The following is a 23,526-nucleotide window of genomic DNA, read 5'->3' as shown; positions in this document are numbered from 1 at the left end:
AGCCCCCTATCTCTCATTGCATTTTATTGTTTTCACCATAAATAACGCCTATTGCCAAACCGAAGATATTGGCATGTTTCGATTAAAGTGATACTGCAGTTGTGCTTGAAACAGCTCCGCAGTTGCTAACGCATCCGTCAGGGCATGGTGAGGTTGATAAGCAGGGAGGCCATATCTTTCACGAGCGTACCCTAATCGTACAGAACCGGGTTTCTTGCCTTTCAACTTATTGATAAAACCTCTGCATTCACGGCGTTGTATCGCATACTCAATATCTAACGTATCAACAACAGGAAACTGTATCCCCTCTCCGATGCTATTTAGCAAGGCGTTATTAAAGAACTGCCTTTCAATGTTCTTGTAGTGAACAAGTACCACTTTGCCTGACAACGCATCCAATATTTCACCCAAGATCTGAGACAGCTGCGGCGCGTTTTTAACCTCAGAGTCAGTGATACCGTGAATAATGACAGACTCGTGGTTTAACTCTCTGTTTGGGTTAACGACCCAATGAGCAGAACCATTACATTGAACACGATCAATAGTGAACGGCACAAGTCCGATCGTGAGAATGACATCCTCTTCCGAGTTCAATCCTGTTGTCTCAAAGTCTACCGAGACAAATGGCACTTGTTCAATTGGTGTTTCCCCATTAACCATCGGTGTCGAATAATAGCGTTTGAGCCTCTCGTCTTTCGCTTCTTTAGCGAGTTGCTTGAACAACATTGACCACTCTGGCGTCTGGGATGTATCCAACAACGGATGTTCTTTTTCTGCCTTTTTTGAGAACCACATCATTTGCTACTTCTCTGGTATCGAAACTTAATGAAGTTCTGTGCGTTACTTAGAATTTGAAATGCTGCTTTTAAGTTTCGACGTTCAAATTCAGACATGTTCTCCGGCTCAATATTGTTGTCTGGCTCTTCTCCATTTTCTATATCAAGGGCTTGGTGACGAATTCGAACCATGTAGATTAGCTCCATCGCATCCCTTAAATCCAAACCTCGACCTTTCGGTAAAATGCCAGCATCATTAATGTCATCTAAACGGTCGAAAGAGTTTTGCGATCGCGAACCGATTGCCAGAGAATGCACCCGTATTAAATCGGCCAACGGAGCCGTCCCCCTTCGCTTCAAGTTAATCGAGTTGCGATGACGACCATCTTTCTCCATCACAAAGTCTTTGAAAAAGCCCAGTGGAGGCGTCCTACGTATTGCGTTATACGCCATACAAGCAAGAAAGCGGTTATTTCTTTTCGCTCGTCTCACAATAAAGCTGCTTAATTGCTCCGCCCACTTCACTCGCCCATGCACACCGAGGAGATCAAAAAAGATATTACTATTTAACAATCTCTCAGGGGTTGGATTGTCTATCCAGTTTCCAAAGCATTCTTCCCATTCTGCACGAGTTTTTCGCCATTCTGGGTTGGTAGCCATAATGTCTCCAGTACAATAAGCATAGCCGCATGCCGCTAAACCATCACAAACAAATTTAGCAAACTTTTCAAAGTACTCTCCGTGAATCTCAACGTCATAACTGTTATCGAGAATAAGCGCGTTATCTTGATCCGTTACAATTAGCTGCTCATCCCTCGCCATTGAACCCATTGCGACTAAACAATAAGGAATGGGCGCTGGGCCGAACTCTTGCTCAGCTAATTCAGCGAGGCGTTGTTTGAAACTACTGCCTATAACCGACATGGCTCGACCAATCATGTGCGCGTTGGCATCTTCATTGACCATTCTTACGAAACAGTCTTTTACTTGTTCAGAAACCTGCTTGAGATCCTCGACACTGGTTTGCTGAAAAATAGAGCTCACTAGCAATAGGCTGTTCTGAGATTCGTAACGAACGATGTCCGTCATGCCAATAATTCCTATCGGCTTTTTATCTTTTAAAATTGGTAAATGATGCACGTTGTAACGCAACATGGTTAACATGGCCTCAAACACATAGGCGTTATAATCCAATGAAACCACGTCATAACTCATGACCTCACTCACTGGAATATTGGTATCAATACCCTGAGCTAGTACGCGAATGCAAAGATCGCGATCAGTCAATATTCCAAGCAGCTGTTCGTCATCTTCTTCTGTGAGCTCCTCTGTCGGGCGAATAATGAGCAGAGAGGTGACATTTTCCTCTGCCATTAGTATCGCAGCTTCCTGAATTGAAGCCGTTGCCTCCAGGGTTACTGGATCTCTTGCTAAGATTTTACGTGCCTTAGCGGTGGTAAAGTCATTGCTTTCGGAGCGGCTAGATATTGCGCTTCGCAAACGCGCGCTATCTTCCAGTTCCATGTAGTCCGCAAAGTTTTCAAACTCATCACAAAGTTCATTGAAGATGTTTTCCGGAATACAGTAAACGAGAGTGTCTTCTATCGCTTTGGCTGGCATCCGTACGCGGTTGTTCATCAACAACCCCATCTGACCAAACAGTCCACCAGCATCAATCCTGTTGTAAAGTTCACCTTTACGCCGATAAATCTCTACCGCCCCACTTCTCACCATATACAAGTCGCGGATCGTATCTCCGAAGTTAAGGATTTTTGTTCCTTGCCGAAAGTATGCAACCTCGGCATTGAGAGCAATTTTTCTAAGCTGCTCTTCAGGTAGGTCATCAAAAGGTGGGTACTGGCTAATGAAATTGAGCACTTCTAACTGTTCGGCTTCCATTTTTTATTCCATACGTTGCCTAAACTACAGCGATAAATATCACCCTGAGTGAAATCAAGCAATAAATAAATCTAAGGATAACAGTACCTAACCGATTTCACAGGACCAAGTCTTAATCAAAAATTAGAGCTCTAACCTTTTTATATGTAGAGTTCTAAGCTATCACAGCTTATATCTATGCAAGCGAGTTGAGTTGAAATGTACAAAAAAATTCAAAATAAATTCAACCCTACGTCAGGGCAACGTTATGGCGGATAAAAACACATCACAAGCAATTGTTTTAAATATAAAAAACAAGAATTGAACATACCTTGCTCAACGAACTCTCTATGCACGGCAGAACTAGTTAACCAACCCCCTTTCGTTGAAAGTTGAACTAAAATTAATTAGAGTACAAATCGTTAAACAGTTATAAACACACGAAAAAGGACAGATAACATGGATCCCATACTGGAAGTTAAGGGACTGTATAAAGTGTTTGGAGAAGACCCAGAGAGAGCCTTCTCGCTTATCGACAAAGGCGTCGATAAAGACGGTATTTTTGAACAGACAGGTTTAACAGTCGGCGTAAACGATGTATCTCTCACCATAAATGAAGGGGAAATTTTCGTAATCATGGGCCTTTCTGGCTCCGGGAAATCCACCCTTGTTCGACTTCTTAACCGGCTCATTGAGCCGACTAAAGGTAGTGTTTATCTCAAAGGAAGAGATATCGCCCACATCTCCGAAAATGAACTTCGAGAAGTTCGTCGTAACAATATCTCAATGGTGTTTCAAAGTTTCGCACTCATGCCACACATGACGGTGATTGAAAATGCCGCCTTTGGTTTAGAACTTGCCGGCATCGACGTTAATGAGCGTCAGAAAAGTGCCCTTTCCGCCTTAGAAAGAGTGGGTTTAGACCCTTATGCAGAATCTTTCCCTGACGAATTATCCGGTGGTATGAAACAGCGCGTTGGTTTAGCGAGAGCGTTAGCTTGTGATCCAGACATCCTATTAATGGACGAGGCGTTTTCCGCTTTAGACCCATTGATCCGTTCTGAGATGCAAGATGAGCTTATTCGTCTACAGAACGATGACAAACGCACAATTGTCTTCATTTCTCATGATTTGGATGAAGCAATGCGCATTGGCGACCGTATCGCCATCATGCAAAACGGTGAGGTTGTTCAGGTTGGTACACCTGATGAAATATTACACAGTCCAGCAAATGATTATGTCGAAGCCTTTTTCCGCGGCGTAAACATCGCAAGTGTCTTGACAGCAAAAGATATCGCGCGCAAGAAGCCAGCGGCTGTTTTTAAGAAATCGGAAAATGACGGTCCAGGCTCTGCGATGCAGATTCTGATGGATCACGACCGTGATTACGGTATTGTCGTCGATAAATCTAGCCGATATTCCGGCATCGTATCTCTTGATTCACTACGTTTGGCTCATAAAGAAAACCGTTCGTTAGCCAGTGCTCAATTACCGGATGAAGTTACTCTTCAGCCTGATCAGTCAATTAATGACATTTTGGGTCTGGTTGCTGGTGTTCCTTATGCCGTGCCTGTCGTAGATGAGCAAGGAACTTACTTTGGTGTCGTGACTAAATCACGTCTTCTACAAACACTAGATAAGGATTAACACGATGTCTTCAGAGCAAACTAACAATGATCCCTGGTCAAATACTGCTCCTGCGCAAGATGATCCTTGGTCGCAAGGTACAGAGGCCGCGCCAAGTAATGATTGGCTCAACTCAGAAACTGTAGAGCAAGCACCATTCGATATTATGAACCCATTCCAAGATGCGGTTTTACCCCTCGATAGCTGGGTAGAGTCCGGTTTGAACTGGCTGGTGGAACATGGTCGACCTGTTTTCCAAGCAATACGAGTTCCAATCGACTTTATTCTAACGTCGTTTGAAACTGCTTTGGTGTCTACACCTGCGCCTATAATGGTACTCATTTTATTTTTGCTAGCGTGGCAGTTTTCCAATGTAAAACTTGGTTTTTCTACTCTTGTATCCCTTGTTTTCATCGGCCTAATTGGTGCGTGGTCACAAGCGATGACAACGCTAGCACTGGTGTTAACCGCCGTTTTCTTCTGTTTGCTTATAGGGCTACCAATGGGGATATGGTTGGCAAGGAGCCAAACCGCTGCCAAATTTGTTAGGCCAATATTAGATGCAATGCAAACGACTCCCGCGTTCGTTTACCTTGTGCCAATTGTTATGTTGTTTGGTATTGGTAACGTTCCTGGCGTAGTAGTAACGATCATTTTCGCCCTGCCTCCCGTTGTGCGCCTGACTATTTTGGGTATTCAGCAAGTACCTGAAGAGCTTATCGAAGCTGGCCACTCTTTCGGGGCAAACAAAAAACAGATGCTTTATCGCATCCAGTTACCGTTGGCGTTACCAACCATCATGGCAGGTGTAAACCAAACCTTAATGCTGTCACTTTCTATGGTAGTGATTGCTTCAATGATTGCTGTTGGCGGCTTAGGCCAAATGGTACTTCGTGGTATTGGCCGACTTGATATGGGTCTTGCTGCCGTTGGTGGCTTAGGCATCGTTATTCTTGCGATTTTGTTAGACCGTATCACCCAGGTGTTAGGGGTTAATGCGGGCAACACTAAACTTCGCTGGTATCACACAGGTCCTGTTTCATACCTATTAAAACTGAAAACAAAGACGAACCAAGACGATCTAAAACTTAGGAGAAACATCAATGAATAATTCATGGAAGAAAGCGCTCTCTGTTGGAGCTCTAAGTACTATCGCATTTTCAACTTATGGTGTGGCAAGTGAACTACCGGGTGAAGGTGTCACTGTTCAGCCTGTTCAATCAACCGTTGCAGAAGAAACATTTCAAACGTTGATCGTAAACCGCGCACTTGAAGAGCTTGGTTACGATGTTAAACCGACCAAAGAAGTGGACTACAACGTAGGCTACACCTCTATTGCTAAAGGTGATGCTACTTTCTTAGCGGTTGGTTGGTTCCCTCTTCACGCCGATAAGTACACGATGTCGGGCGGTGATGATAAGTTCTTCCGTAAAGGCCAATACGTAAGTGGTGCTGCGCAAGGTTATTTGATCGATAAGAAAACAGCGGAAAAATATAACATCACTAACATTGGTCAGTTAAAAGATCCAAAATTGGCGAAGCTATTCGATGCAAACGGCGATGGCAAAGCGGACTTAACTGGTTGTAACCCAGGTTGGGGTTGTGAAATGGTTGTTGAGCATCAGTTGGATGCTTTCAAACTCCGTGACACAGTAACACACAACCAAGGTAACTACGCAGCGATTATCGCTGATACGATCTCACGTTACAAAAAAGGCGATCCGATTCTTTACTACACTTGGACACCGTACTGGGTAAGTGGCGTTTTAGTTCCGGGGAAAGATGTTGTGTGGTTAGAAGTGCCATTCTCTTCACTTCCTGGTGAGCGTAAGGACATTGATACAACACTAGAGAACGGTAAGAACTACGGCTTCGAGATGAACTCTATGCGCATCGTTGCCAATAAAGAGTTTACAGAAAACAACCCTGCTGCTGCAAAGCTGTTTGAAATCATCAAACTAAATATCAATGATGTTAGTGCTCAGAATATGATGATGAGCCAAGGTAAGAACAGCTCAGCGGACATCGAGTCTCATGTAAATGGCTGGATCAAAGCGAACCAGAAAAAGTTCGACGCATGGGTCGAAGAAGCGAAGAAAGCCGCAATGTAATCATGCCTTTATCAACCTCTAGAGCCAGTTGGTGTTATCAACTGGCTCTTTTTTACACAAACGCCCCTCCCCCTTACATAGACATACCAACACTTACACTACTCGACCATAAACCCACATTATAATTCACGTTTATTTCACGCTTGCTTTGCTAAAAACAACACAACATAACAATTAAACTATTCGAATAAATATGAAAAACTTATCAAAGAGCTCTGTGTGGGGGCCTTTGCAGCCAATTGCTGCCTTTTCTTTGTTTTCGCTTCTATTTCTGTCTATCTCAAGAGTTTTGCTAGCTTTTTGGCAGATTGACCGTATTGACTCTCTAAACGACTTAATTTACATCCTAGGTCAAGGTTTGCGCGTAGATATTGCAACGCTTTGCTGGTTATTTATTCTTCCAGCACTGTTTTCAACCTTCATGCCATTAACCGGTAAGATGGGAGAGTGTTGGAAGCGAATATTACGCATATGGATGGTTTTAGGGCTTTGGGTGCTTGTATACATGGAGCTAGCAACAGCGCCATTCATTCAGGAATACGACCTACGTCCAAACCGCCTGTTTGTGGAATACTTAATCTACCCAAAAGAAGTCTTGAGTATGCTCTGGACTGGCTACAAATTAGAACTGTTTATTGGTGCGTTAGGTACAGTTTTAACCATCACTTTAGGTTGGAAGTGGAGTAAGAAACTGACCGATAAGGCGCAGCAGGTCAACTGGAAATGGCGACCACTATTGGCACTTTTCGTTGTTCTTTTTGGGGTTGCAGGTGCTCGCTCATCTTTAGGGCACCGCCCGCTAAATCCTGCTATGGTCGCCTTTTCTAACGATCCACTGCTTAACGACTTAGCACTGAACTCATCTTACTCATTGTTGTTTGCGGTTAATAGCATGAAGTCAGAAAAGAGTGCTGAGCAGTTCTACGGAAAAATGGACACTCAAAAGATGTTGGAATTAGTTCGCACTTCATCAACAAAGTCCGACTTCACCCCTTCATTACTCCCAACCATGAACAGTAACCCCGCGACTTACCAGGGTAAACATAAAAACTTAGTGATTTTGCTACAAGAAAGCTTAGGCGCCCAATTTGTCGGTGCTTTGGGTGGTTTGCCTCTAACACCAAACCTTGATGAACTCATGAAGGAAGGTTGGCAGTTCACACAAATGTACGCCACTGGTACTCGTTCTGTTCGTGGAATTGAAGCCGTAACCACGGGCTTTCCTCCATCTCCGTCTCGCGCGGTAGTGAAGCTGAGTAAAAGCCAAACGGGTTTCTTTACCATCGCGGACTTACTGAAAGCTCAAGGCTATCACACGCAATTTATTTACGGCGGTGAAGCCAACTTTGACAACATGAAAACTTTCTTCTTTGGTAACGGTTTTGATCAAATAGTAGAAGAAGACGATTATAACAACCCAAGCTTTGTTGGCTCTTGGGGTGTTAGTGATGAAGATCTATATAACAAAGCAAACGAAGAGTTTGAACGCCTTTCAAAAAGCGACAAACCTTTTTTTAGCTTAGTTTTTACGTCAAGTAATCATAGCCCTTATGAGTATCCAAAAGGCAAAATTGAGCCATACGATTCAGAATATATGACGCGTAACAACGCCGTTAAATATTCCGATTACGCTTTGGGCACTTTCTTTGAAAAGGCGAAAAAGTCATCTTATTGGGATGATACCATTTTCATTGTAATTGCAGATCATGATGCACGTGTTTCTGGCGCTAACCTTGTTCCAGTTAAGCACTTTCACATTCCAGCATTGATCCTTGGTAAAGGCATTCAACCACGTAAAGATGACCGCATAGCAAACAACATCGACATGCCGCCTACACTGTTATCTCTGATTGGGGTAGATGCTAAAACACCGATGATTGGTCGTGATTTAACGAAGCCACTGGCTCGCGAAGATGAACGCGCAATGATGCAATACGACAAAAACTTTGGTTATTTAACGCGCGACAATCTCGTTGTGCTTTCCCCTGGTGAAAAGATATCGACCCTGGCGTACGACTTTAAAGACCAAACAATGAAGCCGCTAGAGGTGGACGAGTCTATTATCGAGCGTGCAAAAGCAAACGCATTATTTGCATCTAAAGCGTATCAAAACAACTGGTATTCTTCCAAACACACTCATTAATACCAATGATTCCGCTGATAAAAAGGAGCTAAACGGCTCCTTTTTCTTATTCTGTCACTTACCTTCGAGAACGTTCTACTGACAACTCCTGTCGTTCCTTTCCGTTAGATTGCCCCTACTATTTCTAATTGATTAAGGAACAAACCATGCTGACTATCAATTCATTCGTTCTCTACGTTGAGGACATCCACATAAGCCAAGTTTTTTATTCGAAACTGTTCGAACGCAAAGTCACGCAGTTGTCTCCAACCTTCGCCGCTATTCCACTGACCGAAGGCTTAACGTTGACACTCAAGCAAAGAGATAATCTTTCACCCTACAGCGGAATTAGAGGTGGTGGCACCGAGTTGTCTTTATCGGTGCCCAATAGTCATATGCTAGAGCGCATTTACAAGCGCTGGAAAGACCTAGGTGTTGAGTTTGTTCAACCACCAGCGACATCAGTGTATGGGTTAAATTTTATGGCTATCGATCCAGATAAGCATCGCATTCGTGTTTTCATAAATGAATAAAAATGCGTTAAAAATGCTTTTTACCCATTCCCAATGTGACTTCAATAAATTAGACTCAAGGAAACATCAAAAGCGGCGTAGTAATAAGAAGGAATGCCCATGAGCTCAAGTATGATCCTTAGCGAATCCCTAATCGAGAGCGGAAGAGATATCCCCCTCAAAGAACTGCTTTATGCAAAGCGCGTGCTGGATAACTACATGGCAGTAGCCAAAGAAAGTAGCCCGCTTGAGCTATTAACTGAGATGAAATCGGCAGCAAAGCAAGTAGAATACTTTACAACGACGAGTAACCCGTGTGAGGCTCGTAATGTCATCAGTCAGATGATTGATAAAATCGACACCGCGGAATCTTTTGCTTCGTTCAAAGCATTAGCAGGTAAGCCATCTCAAGCACTCAATGAACTAATTGAAGATCGAGCTCAGCTGATTAAACACGAACGAGAGCTCCTGCTCGCCTCAGGCTATGACGCCTCACGAATCTAATATAAGCGACAGCCTAAAAGTCATAGCTAACAACGAAAAAGGAGCTCTTACAGAGCTCCTTTTGCTTTTCAAAACCGGATACAAAAGACTTAAAGGCCGATATCTTCCGTTATTGCTTTGATTTGTTTGAGGTCCATTTTATAGACTTCAATCATTTGATCGACCTGACTTAGTCGTGAATTAGCTTCATCATGTTTATCACACGCGTCCGACTTCACGTCCCAAGATTTGCCTTCTAAAAATACGTCACACTCTTTCTTGAGTTTCTCAATCTTAGGTAATAATTTCGACCGTTCTTTCTCGAGAGACTCTAATTCTTGCGAAATTTTTAGCTCTTTCTGGAATACTTCGCGGGACCGCTCAAACATAGTCGCTTGCATATCCGCTTGACGACTCAACTTCTCATTTTCTGACTTCGTCGTGTTAATCTTATCTGCCTGCTGCTTCAATTGAGACTCTAGTGACAAGTTAACCTTCTCGACCTCAGTCAATTGCTTTTGCAACTTCTTAAGTGCTTTCTGATGAGCTTCATCTTTCGCGGCGAGTAACTCACTAACTTGGTTTTGTATTTCTTGGTCGAGCGCCTCTTCACGCACTTTTACTTGAGATGCCAACTGGGTTTTATCTTGCGTTAGTGCTTGATACTTTTCTTCTAATACGTGGTAAGTCGATTCCCACTTGTTCGCAGTGACAACCGATCCAACAAGGCCACCAAATGCCAAGCCTAACACCGCAGCGATTGCGATATAGATATGCGTACGTTTGTCACGCTCTTCAATGACAACTACGTCGTCTTGCTCTTCCATTTTGTTCTGAGAACTCACCGTATACTACTCCAAGGACTCTTTTACTTTGCTAGCGGATCAATTCCGCAAACATAATTGATGCTGTATAAATCAGAAATGCGCCAATTAATGTTATAACGGTCGCTTTTTGGACTTTTTCATTGGTTCGATAACGAAACAGCACAAATGCTACTGCAATCAACACCGCAATGGCTAATAATCTGGTCATACCGCCTCCTTGTCCACTCATGAAAAACTGCCTAGGTCCGTAGACTGTTTCACAAAGATTCATTGTAACCCATTTATACGTACCATAAGGTCAACTTAGCGTAGATTTTAAAATAAGTGCTCCGATTTTAATCAATTTTGTGTTCTTAATTGAATAACTTATGTCGTAACAATCGAAACACATTTATCGTTCTGAAGTGTTTTTGGGTTCCATTCCCTAACCCAATAAGCTTTATTTATGCAGTTGCTCGCACAAAAAGATTGGCAAACATACCTTCATGAAAATAGATGAGGTTATTTCATTGAAAATAAATTGACATAGGGTGTTGAAATGGACCAAAAACATGATAGAGTTCACACGTTAATGATGACCAGCATCATTAACTAACCTTTACTCATTTAATTGAGTAATTGTTCCGATGAAGACTGCAGGAGAGTGGTTATTAATCAAATTTTAACATTTGATTAGCATAACTCGCCGAAGAATTAACTATTTCAGGTGCTACCTAGGTAGCGGGGACTGTAGTTGGAGGAACCTCTGGAGAGAACCGTTAAATCGGTCGCCGAAGGAGCAAGTCTTGCACTCACGCAAGGTGAAACTCTCAGGCAAAAGGACAGAGGAGTGGAAAGTTATAACCTAACTATTTTGCTTGGCCTTCCCGCCTACAACCAATAGCTTAGTTCTTTTAGAGATCGTTGATCTCGTCCTTTCCCTCTTCTCCTTATTAGTTGTTTTATTAAGGGGAAATCATGAACAACCTACAATCTTTACTACAAACCATCGATAATTTTGTCTGGGGTCCACCGCTGCTTATTTTGCTAGTGGGTACAGGTGTTTACTTCACTTTTAGCCTTGGCTTGATCCAGTTTAAACACCTCCCAACAGCGCTAGCGATGGTATTCAGTAAAGATAAGTCATCTAATACTCAAGGTGACGTTTCTAGCTTTGCAGCTCTTTGTACTGCACTCTCAGCAACAATTGGTACTGGTAACATTGTTGGTGTTGCCACAGCAATCAAACTCGGTGGACCAGGCGCTCTATTCTGGATGTGGCTCGCTGCCCTTTTCGGAATGGCGACTAAATACGCCGAATGTTTGTTGGCGGTTAAGTACCGAAGAGTCGATGATAAAGGCCAAATGATTGGTGGCCCAATGTATTACTTGCAATACGGTGTTGGCTCAAAAGCTCTCGCGATCATGTTTGCAGTGTTTGCTTTGGGTGTTGCTTGTTTTGGTATCGGTACGTTTCCACAAGTAAACGCGATTCTGGATGCAAGTGAGATATCTCTTGGTGTTAACCGTGAGCTATCTGCCTTTGTACTAACTCTTTTGGTTGCTTTCGTAACTTTGGGTGGCATCAAATCCATTGCTAACGTTGCAGGAAAAGTGGTTCCTACCATGGCTGTATTTTATGTGTTGGCGTGTTTAAGCGTGATCATCATGAATGCAGACCAATTGTTCAATGCCGTTGAATTAGTGCTGGTTTCAGCCTTTACATCAACAGCAGCGACTGGTGGTTTTCTAGGTGCAAGCATCATGTTGGCAATCCAATCAGGTATCGCTCGCGGTGTGTTCTCAAATGAATCAGGTTTGGGTAGCGCGCCTATGGCAGCAGCAGCAGCGAAGACAGACTCTTGTGTTAAACAAGGCCTAATTTCAATGACGGGTACCTTTTTCGATACCATCATTATTTGTACCATGACAGGCCTTGCTCTAATCCTGACCGGTGCATGGCAAAGTGACCTTGCAGGTGCCGCGATGACGACTCATGCTTTTGCGGTGGGTTTAAATGCAGATACATTTGGCCCTATGCTCGTCTCAATCGGTTTGATGTTCTTCGCTTTTACCACCATTCTTGGTTGGAACTACTACGGTGAGCGTTGCGTTGTGTTCCTGTTCGGAACTAAAGCTGTGCTTCCATACAAACTGATTTTCGTCGGCTTGGTGGCATCTGGTGCATTCCTTCACCTCGATATGATTTGGCTACTGGCTGATATCGTAAACGGTCTGATGGCAATTCCTAACCTAATTGGTTTGATCGCACTGCGTCACGTCGTACTGGCAGAAACCAAACTGTTCTTTAGCTCAACATCGCAATCAGGTGAAGTTGAAGCAGTGAAAGCTTAGTGAAACGGCAGGTTTGCGGTCACAAACTGTCAGTCACAGAGAGCAAAACACATTAGAAATGGTAAAACACAAAGCCCGCTATTATTTAGCGGGCTTTATTTATCTTCGGTTAAATGGTTAATCTCTCAACCATTGATGCTCAACGTTTTCTCCACGTTCTTCAAAAAACTTCGCATTTTTTTGCTTGAATTGATCCGCTTTCAACTCTGATAGCGGCCAGTCTAAAAATGCTTCTGTTACAAACGAGTCACCGACACCAACCTCAATCGATTCCAGATGTTTCCCGATGTAGCGATAAAAGTAGCCTTGCCCAAACGCATCGCACACCATAGGTACATGCCTAACACGTTGATGATTGACAGAGACCGAAGCCCAAGTCGTCGTTTTAGGTTCACAGGTTTGCTCTTTTACAACGTCGACCTCAAATTTATTGTCCATAGTTGTCGAAACAAAAACGACAATAGCGTCATGCAAATACACACGCCTGAGCAATAACTGTTTAGTATCTTGAGTTCGCGTTTGTTGTATTCCATTAGCAAAAGGCTCGAAGTAGCCCCAGTGCCAAGACCAGATCATGCCGCGTTGCGCAAACTGTACTTGTGGCCACGTATGCCAAGCAACAGCGGCACCTACCCCCACAATAAATACAGCGAGTAGTATCAACAATCGATAAATATTACGCATTAAACGGGTTTTTCAATCAATAACTTCACACCAAGTGTGACTAATACTGCGCCCGTCGCGCCTTCCATCCACTTCATAAAGCTTGGATTCTTTAGTAGATTTTTAGCCGAGTTAAGCGCGCCAGCTAAACCACACTGCCAAACCATCGCAATAGCAAAGTGTACAGATGCCATCATCATTGATTGAAGCAAGGGTGAACCTTCTGGATTCACAAACTGTGGCAAGAAAGCCAAATAGAAGACCGCCGTTTTCGGGTTCAAGACGTTAGAAAGAAAGCCCTCTCTAAAAGAGCGCTTACCATTAAACACTTCGTGAATCTGCTCGGTCACGGTCAATCCATCTTTCGACGACATTAGCGCTTTTAAACTGCTCAAACCAAGCCAGATAAGATAAGCCGCACCAATCATTTTTACGATTTGGAACAACTCTGCTGATTGCGCAAGAATCGCCGAGATACCAACCGCAGAAAAAAAAGCATGTACGAATAAGCCAAAACAAATCCCTAGACTGGTTGTACATCCATCTTTTAGGCCCGATCGGCTAGTGTTACGGATAACAAGTGCAGTATCTAAACCTGGCGTTAACGTTAAAATCGTAATGGCAATAATAAATGCCTCGAAATTCAAAATATCCATATTATCGTGATAATTAATTGTTAATCCTTCATCAATACCGCCAATCCACAAGATTCGCAAGCTTCTTTTTTAAGAGAGCTATACAACTGGGTGAGTTTATGGACAATGGGTTGGAGTTAATTGTTAATTATTAGTAAATTAACGCAGGTTGCTTAGTGCAACACCATATGAAGGACCCGTTATCGGGTGTTTAGGGAAAGAACAAAAGAATAAGAGTAGTCACATGAACGCATTTACAAAACTCGTTGAACATTCCAAAAAAGTGGCAAATTTTGAGCATCTATCAGCCATCATAGATTGGGATCAAGCGGCGGTCATGCCACCTGGTGGCGCTGAAGCACGCTCGAATGCCACGGCAGAGCTCGATGTACATATCCATTCTTTAATGACTCAACCGCACTTGGGAGAGCTTTTCGCTCAGGCAGAAGAAGAGACGCTGTCTACAAAAGAAAAATCTATCCTAAGAGAAATGAAGCGTGGGTGGCAGCAAGCTAACTTACTACCAGAATCATTAGTTCAAGCTCAATCTCTTGCTGGCTCCAAATGTGAACATGCATGGCGTACGCAACGTGGAGAAAATGACTGGGCTGGTTTTGAAAAGAACTGGGCTGAAGTCGTAAAGCTATCGCAGGAAGAAGCGCAAATTAGAGCCGAAGCAAATGGCACGACTCCTTATGATGCCATGCTCGATGTTTATGAACCTGGCACAACGTCTGCGTCGTTAGACATTCTTTTTGCTGACGTGAAAACCTGGCTTCCTACTTTGATCGATGAAGCGCTTGAAAAACAACAATCAGACAACATCTTATTGCCAACTGCACACTACCCTGCGGAAAAGCAAAAAGCGCTCGGTTTGGAAGTCATGAAGCTACTTCAATTCGATTTTGAACACGGTCGACTTGATGAGAGTACCCACCCATTTTGTGGCGGTGTACCGACAGATGTGCGTATTACGACACGTTATAATGAAAACGAGTTTGTCCAATCATTGATGGGGATTGTCCACGAAACTGGCCATGCTCGATACGAGCAAGGGCTACCAAAAGATTTATCAGGAACACCCGCGGGAGAAGCTCGCTCTATGGGTATTCATGAATCACAATCACTCTTCTTTGAAATGCAAATAGGACGAAGCAGCGCGTTTATCGATCACCTCGCTCGACTGGCTTCTAACCATTTTTCTGGTAGTGAATTCGAAAAAGACAATTTAGCCAAAATTTACACTCGCGTAGAAAAAGGCTTTATTCGCGTAGATGCTGACGAACTAACATATCCTGCTCACGTTATCCTTCGATATGAAATTGAGCGAGATCTCATGAACGGCGTCATCAAACATACAGATGTACCAGAACTCTGGAACGAAAAGATGAAAGCGTACTTGGGGCTATCAACCGAAGGAAACTTCAAAAATGGCTGTATGCAAGATATCCATTGGACAGACGGAAGTTTTGGCTATTTCCCGTCCTACACGCTCGGTGCGATGTACGCTGCACAATTTATGGCAGCAATGAAACAAACCGTCGATGTAGATGCGGTTATTCGTTCTGGCGACTTAGCTCCGATATTCAATTGGCTCTCGGAAAACATCTGGAGTAAAGGTAGCTTATTCACCACTGATGAGTTGGTAAAACAAGCCACGGGTGAAACACTGAATGCTAAACACTTTCAAGCTCACCTAAAAGATCGCTACTTATAAAGCGAAAAGAATAGAAAGTAAAAGCCCAAGGTTCGTATGTTCCTTGGGCTTTTTGTAGGCTCTCTATGTGTTATGCCAAGCTAGGGATGAGCCTAGGCTTGTACAAACAGTCCTCACCCTCTGGTCTAGTTTTAAACCGACGATGAAGCCACATATACTGGCTCGGACTTGCCATGATTGATGTTTCAACTATTTGATTCACGAATGCGGCGGCGCGTTGATGATCCTCTTTCGGGAAACCTTCGACGGGCGCACTAATGGTTAGGGTATAGTGTCCGTCTTTTCCTCTTACCATCGTAAAAGGCACAATGGCGCAATCTGTAGAATCAACCAACAAACTTGTACCTGTCGTAGTACAAGCATTTTTAACGGCAAATAACGGTGCAAATGTCGAGCGTCGGTTACCATAATCGTGGTCCGGTGCATACCAAACCCGCTCACCCGCTTTAAGTGCTTCAAGCATGGCTTTGACGTTTTTACGATCAATCAGTGTACGATTAGAGCGAGAGCGTCCCTTATACTGAAAATAATCAAAGCACGGATTATTGTTTGGGCGATAAACACCGGTTCCAGACTTTTTAATGCCAAAAGCTCGAGCACCTAACTCTAGATTCATTGAGTGTACGGCCAACATTAATGCACCTTTGCCTGACTTCTCTAAAGCCTCTAGATGCTCCATGCCTTTTATCGTGACGTGTTTGTTTACCCGTTTATCTGACCAAAACCATGCCATTGCGGTCTCAAAAAGTGCGATGCCAGTATTGTCGATGTTGTCTTTTAGAATTGCTTCGCGTTGGCATTTTTCCATATGAGGGAAGCAAAGCTCAAGATTGCGTCTGATCGTAACTTGACGTTTTCTCATGAATCGCATAGCTAAACGACCAATGTTGCGTCCCAAAGCTAGTTGAACTTTAAAAGGAAGGAGGCTAAGTAAGTACATCACGCTAATGATAATTAACGTTCCCCAGTAACGAGGCAAAAGAAATTCGGCCTTGAAAGCAGGCTTTTTGTATTTGTTCATGTAAGTATTGTCAGATGTGCCCATCTATAAGTGATAAAAACAATGATAATGGACTGCACTTTTATCATTGATAACGCTAATAACATAAATTAAAGCGCGCGGATTCTATGGTTCTTCGACACACTACACAATAAGAACTTTGCAGAAATATGTAGGGAATGAAAAAGCAGTAAAGATGAGTCGCCACGTTAACATCTATCGGAGTGATTTATCTACTGCCCTTTCCTAAAGTTTGAAGAAACATAACTTTGTATTTTCAATGCGCTAAATAATGTCTATTTTTCAATCACATAATGCGACCGTTATGAATACAACAATAAGACGTCATATCAATACTCGCCATTAGCGATTGAATTTGTACTAAAAAGCCGCAGCAATTTCTCGCTGCGGCTTCTTATTCACTTAACAAGTAGAGTGGCGTTATTCGTGCCCTACTGTTTTGGATAATAAATTTACGATCAACACACCTGCGATGATAAACCCAATACCAACTAGGGCTGGTAAGTCTAGACGCTGTCCGTAAACAAAGTAACCAACCGTCGCAACCAAAACGATCCCAGCACCACTCCATATGGCATAAACAACCCCGACAGGCATTGTTTGCACTGTGACGGAAAGCAAGAAGAAAGCGATGCCGTAACCAATCAAAACGACTGTGCTCGGCATTACTTTCGTAAATTGCTCTGTTTTGGGAATATAAGAAGTGGCAATCACTTCACATACAATCGCTATCGACAGCGCCAACATTGGTGGCATAGAGACAAGCATTTTGAACATAAGGCATTAACGCTCAACAGAAATGTAACCGACAACATGTCCGGATAATTAGGCCGCGCATTATACCCAACTCATCTCACGATGGAATACCACTAACGATGTTTACACACCATCACTTTCGCTTACTTTTTGATGACCAGGTGAAAGGCTGACGTTTTGGTGCTGACGAGAAATTTCAAAGTAGATATGCATATCAATCGGCTCAGGTGTATTGAGTAGCATCTTACCTACTTCACGTTGGAAATGACCATAATTACCTAGCTCATCCGTTAGTTCTAGGAGCTCGTAAGAGGCTTCATCGGCAAACATTCCATACGCATACTGATAATGACTGATATCCTTGCTCTTATCATAACCCAGCTTTTGAAGAGCTTGATCAATCTCTTCCGGCGTATAAATGTCTTTATCACCAAACGAATGCAGTAGCACGCAAGGAACTTCTTGAGCGATGCTCTGAATCTTTGTCTTTCTCTTGAAAATACCGAACATAATGTCCTCCACTGACGATGTTTCCAAACATGCACATTAATGCAAAATGGTGAGCTGATTGTTTTTAGTATGGCTCATTAATTTGAGACTTCCTTAATACGAAGTCACCTTCACATATTAACGTGATCGCATAATTACCAGCAAATAGTACACACTGCGTTTCAAACCTATCTCATCAGAAACTCTGCTTTAGTCACAATTGTGTGACAACCCCGAGTACGGTTTACCATAATGTAAAGAGTAGATTGAAAAGTCGGATTTCGTATCGACATCTAAACTTAATTAAGTTAGCTTTAGAAGTATAGACGTCTAGATTGACTATACTTAGGGAGAGAAAGTCGTGCCAATTAGAATTCCAGATCAATTACCAGCTACCGATGTATTAAGGACAGAAAACATCTTCGTGATGAGTGAAACGCGTGCAGCGAGTCAGGAAATACGTCCTTTAAGAGTGCTGATCCTTAATCTGATGCCAAAAAAAATAGAGACTGAAACTCAGTTTCTGCGTCTACTCTCAAACAGCCCACTACAGGTTAACGTCGAATTACTGCGCATTGATAACCGCCCGAGTAAAAATACGCCAACTGAACATTTAGACACGTTTTATCGCCAATTTGAAATGGTGCGAGATAAAAACTTCGATGGCATGATCATTACTGGGGCTCCATTAGGTTTGGTGCAATTTGAAGATGTCATTTATTGGGATCATCTCAAAACCATCATGGAGTGGGCAAAAGATCATGTGACATCCACTCTTTATGTTTGCTGGGCTGCGCAAGCAGGGTTAAAGCTACTCTACGATCTACCTAAAAAAACGCGTAAAGAAAAACTTTCAGGCGTGTATCATCATCAAATCCATCATCAGTTTCACCCTATCTTACGCGGATTTGATGACACGTTTTTGGCTCCTCACTCGCGTTACGCAGATTTTTCGCCTCACTTTCTAGAAGAGCATACTGACTTAGACATTTTAGCGACATCGGATGTCGCAGGTGTGTACTTGGCCACCACAAAAGACAAACGCAATGTCTTTGTCACAGGACACCCTGAGTATGATTCTCACACCTTACATAATGAATATATCCGAGATTTAAGCGAAGGTATGGAGCCCGCTATTCCTGTCAACTATTACCCAAACAACAACCCAGATAACCCACCAATTGCAAGCTGGAGAAGCCATGGACACCTCCTCTTTTTAAACTGGCTGAACTACTGTGTTTATCAGCAAACACCGTACGATCTCGATCACTTCAGTGAAGATGCTTTCACTAAAGACGATTAGCTTCAAAATAAGCAAACAAAGCACTCATCATTACCGAAATGTAATATGTGAACCAAGCCGCCATATGGCGGCTTTTTCATAACAGTTTGCAAACCTGATCGCATAGTGTTTTTTCCTCAATAGGCTTTTGCTAAGTAATTCATATCATGCAGAAAGATTCAGGGATGTAGGGATAAAGAATGAAAACAGCAAAGCTCGGTGCACTAATATTATTGTCTCAGTTTGCACTCGTGGGTTGCGTGACGGTGAAAGAAGATGGAAGCCCTGTCGTTAAAGCCGATCCTGTGGCAATGGCAGAATCACGTATCGCACTTGGCTTAGGTTATTTAAACGGCGGTAACATGATTCGCGCGCATGATAACTTACAACAAGCCTTAAACCACGCACCTCAATACTATCGCGCGCAATTATCTATGGCTCACTACTACGAAACGGTTGGTGAAGATATTAAAGCCGAACAGATGTATAAACGCTCTCTACGCCAACACACTAAAAACGGAAATGTGCTCAATAACTACGGTACTTTTCTTTGCAAGCGAGGTGACTTCGAAAAAGCCGATCAGATGTTTAATCGAGCCATTGAGCAGCCTTATTACTACCTTATTCCAGCAAGCTATGAGAATGCAGCTTTTTGTGCGCTAAAATCACAAGATAAAGACAAAGCGAGATACTACTTTACTAGAGCTATCGATCATGACCCTCATAGACCAAAATCGATTTTGCAACTCGCTAAAATAGAAATTGATAGCGGTGATTATACTGAAGCTAGAATTCGATTAATGAGATTCAATCAAATGTATGGCGTGAAGAAGCCCTCTTTGCAACTCATGATTCAACTTGAACGTGCAGCAGGCAATGAAGCTCTCGAGAAAAAGTATCAAAAACAATTGGAAAAATTTTCTTAGTACAAAATAGCGATACATAAGGCGCATTAGCTCACAGCCAATACAGCGCTTGACCAAGAATCCAGTGAATTCAGACTCACGGTGATACATTCATCCTGTACATAAACGTCAAATTCGGTACTATTTGAACGGAATAAGTGACCAAGTCACATTATAAAAAGTGCGCACACAACGAAATTTGTACATCATACTGTTTTTAAGATTGATTTCGGCACATTGATAAATACTAAATATTACTGACATGCACCAGAAGGAAGTTGAAGCCGGATGAAACCTGCCTGCACTCTGTTATTACTCACTTTGCTGAGTTCACCTTTTGTTGTCAGTGCACAAGAAAATATTGAGAAAACATTCACGTTTGGCATTGTGTCCAATAAAGCCCAAAGCAAAATCAAAAAAGCGACGCCCCTTACTCAGTATGTAACTGAAAATATGGCTGAATATGGTTACGCAAAAGGGGCAGTAAAGGTATTTAAAAATTATCGTCAGCTCGCGGTTGCGCTTGAAAATGGCACCGTTCAAATTGCAACGGCGACCCCCTTTAATGCGATGACCTTAGAAAAGGAGTCTAATAGCCAAGTTCTTGCTATACGATGGAAAAAAGGCCTGCAAAAATATCATACTGTGTTCTTTACTAATAAAGAGAGTGGGATTGAGTCACTTTCTGACCTGCGCGGAAAAACGCTTGTTTTTGAAAAGCGCACGTCTACCAGCAGCTATTACCTACCTGCGATTACATTGCTGAATCACGGAGAAAAACTGCAATACCTTCCCTCTCCTGATGACAAACCGGCCAAAGACAGTATTGGTTATTTATTCCTTGATGAGCAACTCGCTCAGTCAAATGAAATCAACCTATCTGTATGGGTATATAAACAGAGAGTTGCGGCAGGAGCATTCAGTAACTTCAACTGGAACAATCCCAAAGATTTGCCAGAGAACATGAAAGACAAACTAGCGATTTTTTCTCGTTCTGTTGAAATACCCAGGGATTTGATTCTCGCTTCTCCAAGCATGAGCCTAGAGCAACAGCGTAAAATCACGTCCATACTGCTTGATATGGATACAACTCACGAAGGCTCTCTCGCACTTAAAAAGTTTCAGAACACCAAAAAATTCAGCGCACTTACTCCAGAAATGCGAGCCTCCTTAAGTACAGTGCGCAAGTCAGTTCACTTGTTACCGAAGGTGGATTGATGTTTCAAAAGCTCTCACTCGAAACCAAATACATTTGCTCGACAATGTTCGTTGTCTTGTTTGTTGTGGTGATAAATCTTGCGTTATACATGCACGGTTACGATGCGTATTCAAATAGCTTAACTCAACAAATCACGAACAACTCTCAAGAAAAAACCGAATCTTACGTTAAGCAAAAAGGGTTGGTTTATGCAGAGCTATTATCAAAACAGCTTTTTGATCCACTCTATACAGACAATATCAGTCAAGCGTATGAGCAAATTAAGGCAACATTGAGCCAGCCAGATGTCTCGAAAATACATGTTGTTGACAATGAAGGGCTAATCTTTCACGACGGCACTACTCAGCTAAGGATGTTTGCCCAACCCCATTACCGCTCTCCTTTTATTTTGAAAGCAATAGAAGAATCCAGAACTCTCGTTTCCTTTTCCAAGCATCAGTTGGAGATCGCAGCGCCGATTCAGCAATCAAATATTACTCTTGGGGCGGTATATCTTGAGCTTAACTTGATACATCTACTGGAAGAGAAAGAACAGAACATTGAACAAGTCCAAGCGATTACCTCAAACGATAAACAGAAGATGTTTAACTTGCTGCTAACGATCAGTGGGATATCCGTTCTATTCGGTAGCATCATCGCTTATGCTTTGGGGCGGTCGTTAACTAAGCCACTCAAGCAACTAAAAGATCAATTTTCAGAGTCAAATACCCAAGCGCTGCCAGTCACCGACATACAAAGCAAAGATGAAGTGGGAGAACTTATTTCGGCGTACAACAAAATGTCAAACAAAGTGAACCGATACACCAGCCGAGTTGAGTTCATGGCATACCACGATATTCTGACTTCCCTGCCAAACCGAGAAAAGTTACTCATTGATATTCAAACGCAAATAACTGACCACAAATCCCCCTCACTCGCGGTTGTGTTTATTGACTTGGATGACTTTAAGCACATTAACGATAACTATGGACATAACATTGGGGATAAATTGCTAGGCCATCTTGCCTCAGAGCTTCAAGGCCGTTTGCCGAGTTATTTTAAGCCGCTTTACCGCCTTTCTACCATCGTAAGTCGAGTAGGTGCGGATGAATTTGTACTGGCCTTTCCGTGCTCGGACAATCATGAAGCTAGAGAAAAAGCGAACGATATTCATCGCCAACTACTCTCTCCCTTTAGTTTGGAAGAGAACGATATTCAAATTACGGCAAGCCTCGGAATTGCTGTGTATCCAGAATTTGGTTCAAACGCTGAGTCTCTTTTACAGCTTTCCTCTCTTGCGGCGCAGGAATCTAAAAGACGCGGTAAAGACATTATGACGATATACGATTCCACGTTTGATGAAACGATTAAACAACGTTTATACATAGAACGAGAACTGCGTCGTTCAGTACGTGACTTGTCTCAATTCGAGCTGTGGTATCAACCACAATTTGATCTAAAAACCTATCGCCTAATTGGGGTCGAAGCATTGGTTAGGTGGAATCATCCCGAGAAAGGCTATATCAGTCCAGAATCGTTTATCCCGATCGCAGAGCAAAGTGATTTAATATTGGAGCTTGGAGAACATATCATTGAGACGGCAATTGCTCAGCGGGCAATGTGGGCAGAACATTTCGGTACGGATTTTCACATCGCATTAAACTTGTCCCCAAGACAAATCTATCGCCAAGATTTAAGTCAATTATTTTCTAAGTATTTACGACGACATGATGTCGCCCCTCAAACCATTCATGTTGAAGTGACAGAGTCACTTTTTATTGATGATACAGAGAAAGCTCAATATGTGCTTAAAAAACTACAAAGTATCGGAGTGGAAGTTTGGCTAGATGACTTTGGTACGGGGTATTCAGCCCTTGCCTACCTACAACATATGGCTTTTAACGGGCTCAAGATTGATCGTTCATTTATCGCTCAAATCCGAAAAAGCGATCAAGACGATTCATTAGTTCGCGCGATTGTATCCATGGCTCACAACCTAAGAATGAAAGTAGTAGCCGAAGGCGTAGAAACTCAAACTCAACTCACACGAATGGAGTCTCTCCACTGTGACGTCGTACAAGGTTTTTTCTTAGGTAGACCTGTACCTGCCGAGGAATTGATTGCATTTGAATACCAACGAGGGAGTGGCGCTCAAAGCGTCAATCACTTTGCTTAGAACGCCGTTTTGTTA

At 42.7% G+C, this 23,526-nt stretch carries 21 protein-coding genes and 1 riboswitch; of the genes, 12 read left to right on the top strand and 9 right to left on the bottom strand.

What is annotated here, in order from left to right; translation table 11 throughout:
- Positions 1-48: 48 nt before the first annotated feature.
- Both R8O11_RS13245 and R8O11_RS13240 read right to left on the bottom strand, forming a co-directional pair.
- Positions 49-798: a 3'-5' exonuclease gene (locus R8O11_RS13245; protein ID WP_042522538.1), complete on the bottom strand. Its 750-nt coding sequence runs from the start codon at positions 796-798 to the stop codon at positions 49-51.
- Positions 795-2,675, bottom strand: a complete 1,881-nt coding sequence (locus R8O11_RS13240) for a DUF294 nucleotidyltransferase-like domain-containing protein (protein ID WP_005377775.1) — start codon at positions 2,673-2,675, stop codon at positions 795-797. Before R8O11_RS13240 ends, R8O11_RS13245 begins: the two co-directional genes overlap by 4 nt.
- Positions 2,676-3,113: 438 nt before the next feature.
- On the opposite strand from R8O11_RS13240, the gene proV reads away from it, so the two are divergent.
- From proV to R8O11_RS13210, 6 genes are all read left to right on the top strand, one after another.
- On the top strand, positions 3,114-4,301 hold the full coding sequence (gene proV / locus R8O11_RS13235) for a glycine betaine/L-proline ABC transporter ATP-binding protein ProV (RefSeq protein ID WP_017633996.1): 1,188 nt from the start codon (positions 3,114-3,116) through the stop codon (positions 4,299-4,301).
- A 4-nt stretch (positions 4,302-4,305) separates the two neighbouring features.
- A complete protein-coding gene (gene proW / locus R8O11_RS13230) occupies positions 4,306-5,391 on the top strand; it encodes a glycine betaine/L-proline ABC transporter permease ProW (RefSeq protein ID WP_005377778.1) in 1,086 nt (361 codons plus the stop codon).
- Complete coding sequence (gene proX / locus R8O11_RS13225; RefSeq protein ID WP_005385703.1) at positions 5,384-6,391, top strand: glycine betaine/L-proline ABC transporter substrate-binding protein ProX; 1,008 nt, start codon at positions 5,384-5,386, stop codon at positions 6,389-6,391. Before proW ends, proX begins: the two co-directional genes overlap by 8 nt.
- A 193-nt stretch (positions 6,392-6,584) precedes the next feature.
- Positions 6,585-8,534 carry an LTA synthase family protein gene (locus R8O11_RS13220; RefSeq protein WP_017633995.1) on the top strand — a complete coding sequence of 650 codons (1,950 nt, stop codon included), beginning with the start codon at positions 6,585-6,587 and terminating at the stop codon, positions 8,532-8,534.
- Between the two features lie 146 nt (positions 8,535-8,680).
- Positions 8,681-9,046 carry a VOC family protein gene (locus R8O11_RS13215; RefSeq protein ID WP_005377781.1) on the top strand — a complete coding sequence of 122 codons (366 nt, stop codon included), beginning with the start codon at positions 8,681-8,683 and terminating at the stop codon, positions 9,044-9,046.
- Between the two features lie 99 nt (positions 9,047-9,145).
- Positions 9,146-9,529 (top strand): hypothetical protein, encoded by a 384-nt coding sequence (locus tag R8O11_RS13210; protein WP_005377782.1) that lies wholly within the window; start codon positions 9,146-9,148, stop codon positions 9,527-9,529.
- Between the two features lie 89 nt (positions 9,530-9,618).
- Here R8O11_RS13210 and R8O11_RS13205 read toward each other — a convergent pair whose 3' ends face one another.
- Both R8O11_RS13205 and R8O11_RS13200 read right to left on the bottom strand, forming a co-directional pair.
- A complete protein-coding gene (locus R8O11_RS13205; RefSeq protein ID WP_017820934.1) occupies positions 9,619-10,353 on the bottom strand; it encodes a chromosome segregation ATPase in 735 nt (244 codons plus the stop codon).
- 31 nt (positions 10,354-10,384) lie between these two features.
- The gene (locus tag R8O11_RS13200; RefSeq protein WP_005377784.1) at positions 10,385-10,543 is read right to left on the bottom strand and encodes a hypothetical protein; all 159 of its coding nucleotides are present in this window, start codon (positions 10,541-10,543) and stop codon (positions 10,385-10,387) included.
- Positions 10,544-11,070: 527 nt separating this feature from the next.
- A riboswitch (glycine riboswitch) is annotated at positions 11,071-11,170 on the top strand.
- Between the two features lie 122 nt (positions 11,171-11,292).
- Between R8O11_RS13200 and R8O11_RS13195 the strand changes: the two genes are divergently transcribed.
- Positions 11,293-12,669: an alanine/glycine:cation symporter family protein gene (locus R8O11_RS13195; protein ID WP_005377785.1), complete on the top strand. Its 1,377-nt coding sequence runs from the start codon at positions 11,293-11,295 to the stop codon at positions 12,667-12,669.
- A 117-nt stretch (positions 12,670-12,786) separates the two neighbouring features.
- On the opposite strand, the gene R8O11_RS13190 is transcribed toward R8O11_RS13195, so the two are convergent.
- Complete coding sequence (locus R8O11_RS13190; protein ID WP_025766721.1) at positions 12,787-13,353, bottom strand: hypothetical protein; 567 nt, start codon at positions 13,351-13,353, stop codon at positions 12,787-12,789.
- Complete coding sequence (locus R8O11_RS13185) at positions 13,353-13,988, bottom strand: LysE family translocator (protein WP_042522551.1); 636 nt, start codon at positions 13,986-13,988, stop codon at positions 13,353-13,355. The genes R8O11_RS13190 and R8O11_RS13185 overlap by 1 nt, the downstream gene beginning before the upstream one ends.
- A gap of 223 nt (positions 13,989-14,211) precedes the next feature.
- Between R8O11_RS13185 and R8O11_RS13180 the strand changes: the two genes are divergently transcribed.
- Entirely contained in the window at positions 14,212-15,684 is a 1,473-nt protein-coding gene (locus R8O11_RS13180; RefSeq protein ID WP_005377788.1) for a carboxypeptidase M32, read from the top strand.
- 70 nt (positions 15,685-15,754) lie between these two features.
- Here R8O11_RS13180 and R8O11_RS13175 read toward each other — a convergent pair whose 3' ends face one another.
- The 3 genes from R8O11_RS13175 to R8O11_RS13165 all read right to left on the bottom strand — a co-directional run bounded on the left by R8O11_RS13175 (position 15,755) and on the right by R8O11_RS13165 (position 17,971).
- Positions 15,755-16,705 (bottom strand): LpxL/LpxP family Kdo(2)-lipid IV(A) lauroyl/palmitoleoyl acyltransferase, encoded by a 951-nt coding sequence (locus R8O11_RS13175; RefSeq protein ID WP_042522548.1) that lies wholly within the window; start codon positions 16,703-16,705, stop codon positions 15,755-15,757.
- A gap of 420 nt (positions 16,706-17,125) precedes the next feature.
- Positions 17,126-17,461: a DMT family transporter gene (locus R8O11_RS13170; RefSeq protein WP_069593657.1), complete on the bottom strand. Its 336-nt coding sequence runs from the start codon at positions 17,459-17,461 to the stop codon at positions 17,126-17,128.
- 123 nt (positions 17,462-17,584) lie between these two features.
- Positions 17,585-17,971, bottom strand: coding sequence for a DUF6559 family protein (locus tag R8O11_RS13165; protein WP_005377791.1), 387 nt, complete (start codon positions 17,969-17,971; stop codon positions 17,585-17,587).
- Positions 17,972-18,311: 340 nt separating this feature from the next.
- Between R8O11_RS13165 and metA the strand changes: the two genes are divergently transcribed.
- The 4 genes from metA to R8O11_RS13145 all read left to right on the top strand — a co-directional run bounded on the left by metA (position 18,312) and on the right by R8O11_RS13145 (position 23,511).
- The gene (metA, locus tag R8O11_RS13160) at positions 18,312-19,253 is read left to right on the top strand and encodes a homoserine O-acetyltransferase MetA (protein WP_005377792.1); all 942 of its coding nucleotides are present in this window, start codon (positions 18,312-18,314) and stop codon (positions 19,251-19,253) included.
- Between the two features lie 179 nt (positions 19,254-19,432).
- Positions 19,433-20,158, top strand: coding sequence for a type IV pilus biogenesis/stability protein PilW (gene pilW / locus R8O11_RS13155; protein WP_025766722.1), 726 nt, complete (start codon positions 19,433-19,435; stop codon positions 20,156-20,158).
- Positions 20,159-20,425: 267 nt separating this feature from the next.
- The gene (locus tag R8O11_RS13150) at positions 20,426-21,355 is read left to right on the top strand and encodes a phosphate/phosphite/phosphonate ABC transporter substrate-binding protein (protein WP_005385723.1); all 930 of its coding nucleotides are present in this window, start codon (positions 20,426-20,428) and stop codon (positions 21,353-21,355) included.
- Complete coding sequence (locus tag R8O11_RS13145; protein WP_206949100.1) at positions 21,355-23,511, top strand: GGDEF domain-containing phosphodiesterase; 2,157 nt, start codon at positions 21,355-21,357, stop codon at positions 23,509-23,511. The genes R8O11_RS13150 and R8O11_RS13145 overlap by 1 nt, the downstream gene beginning before the upstream one ends.
- Positions 23,512-23,526: the final 15 nt, after the last annotated feature.

Source organism: Vibrio sp. 1288, from assembly GCF_033344475.1.
Note: the sequence above shows the minus strand (reverse complement) of the source record. Positions and strands in the feature narration are given on the sequence as shown.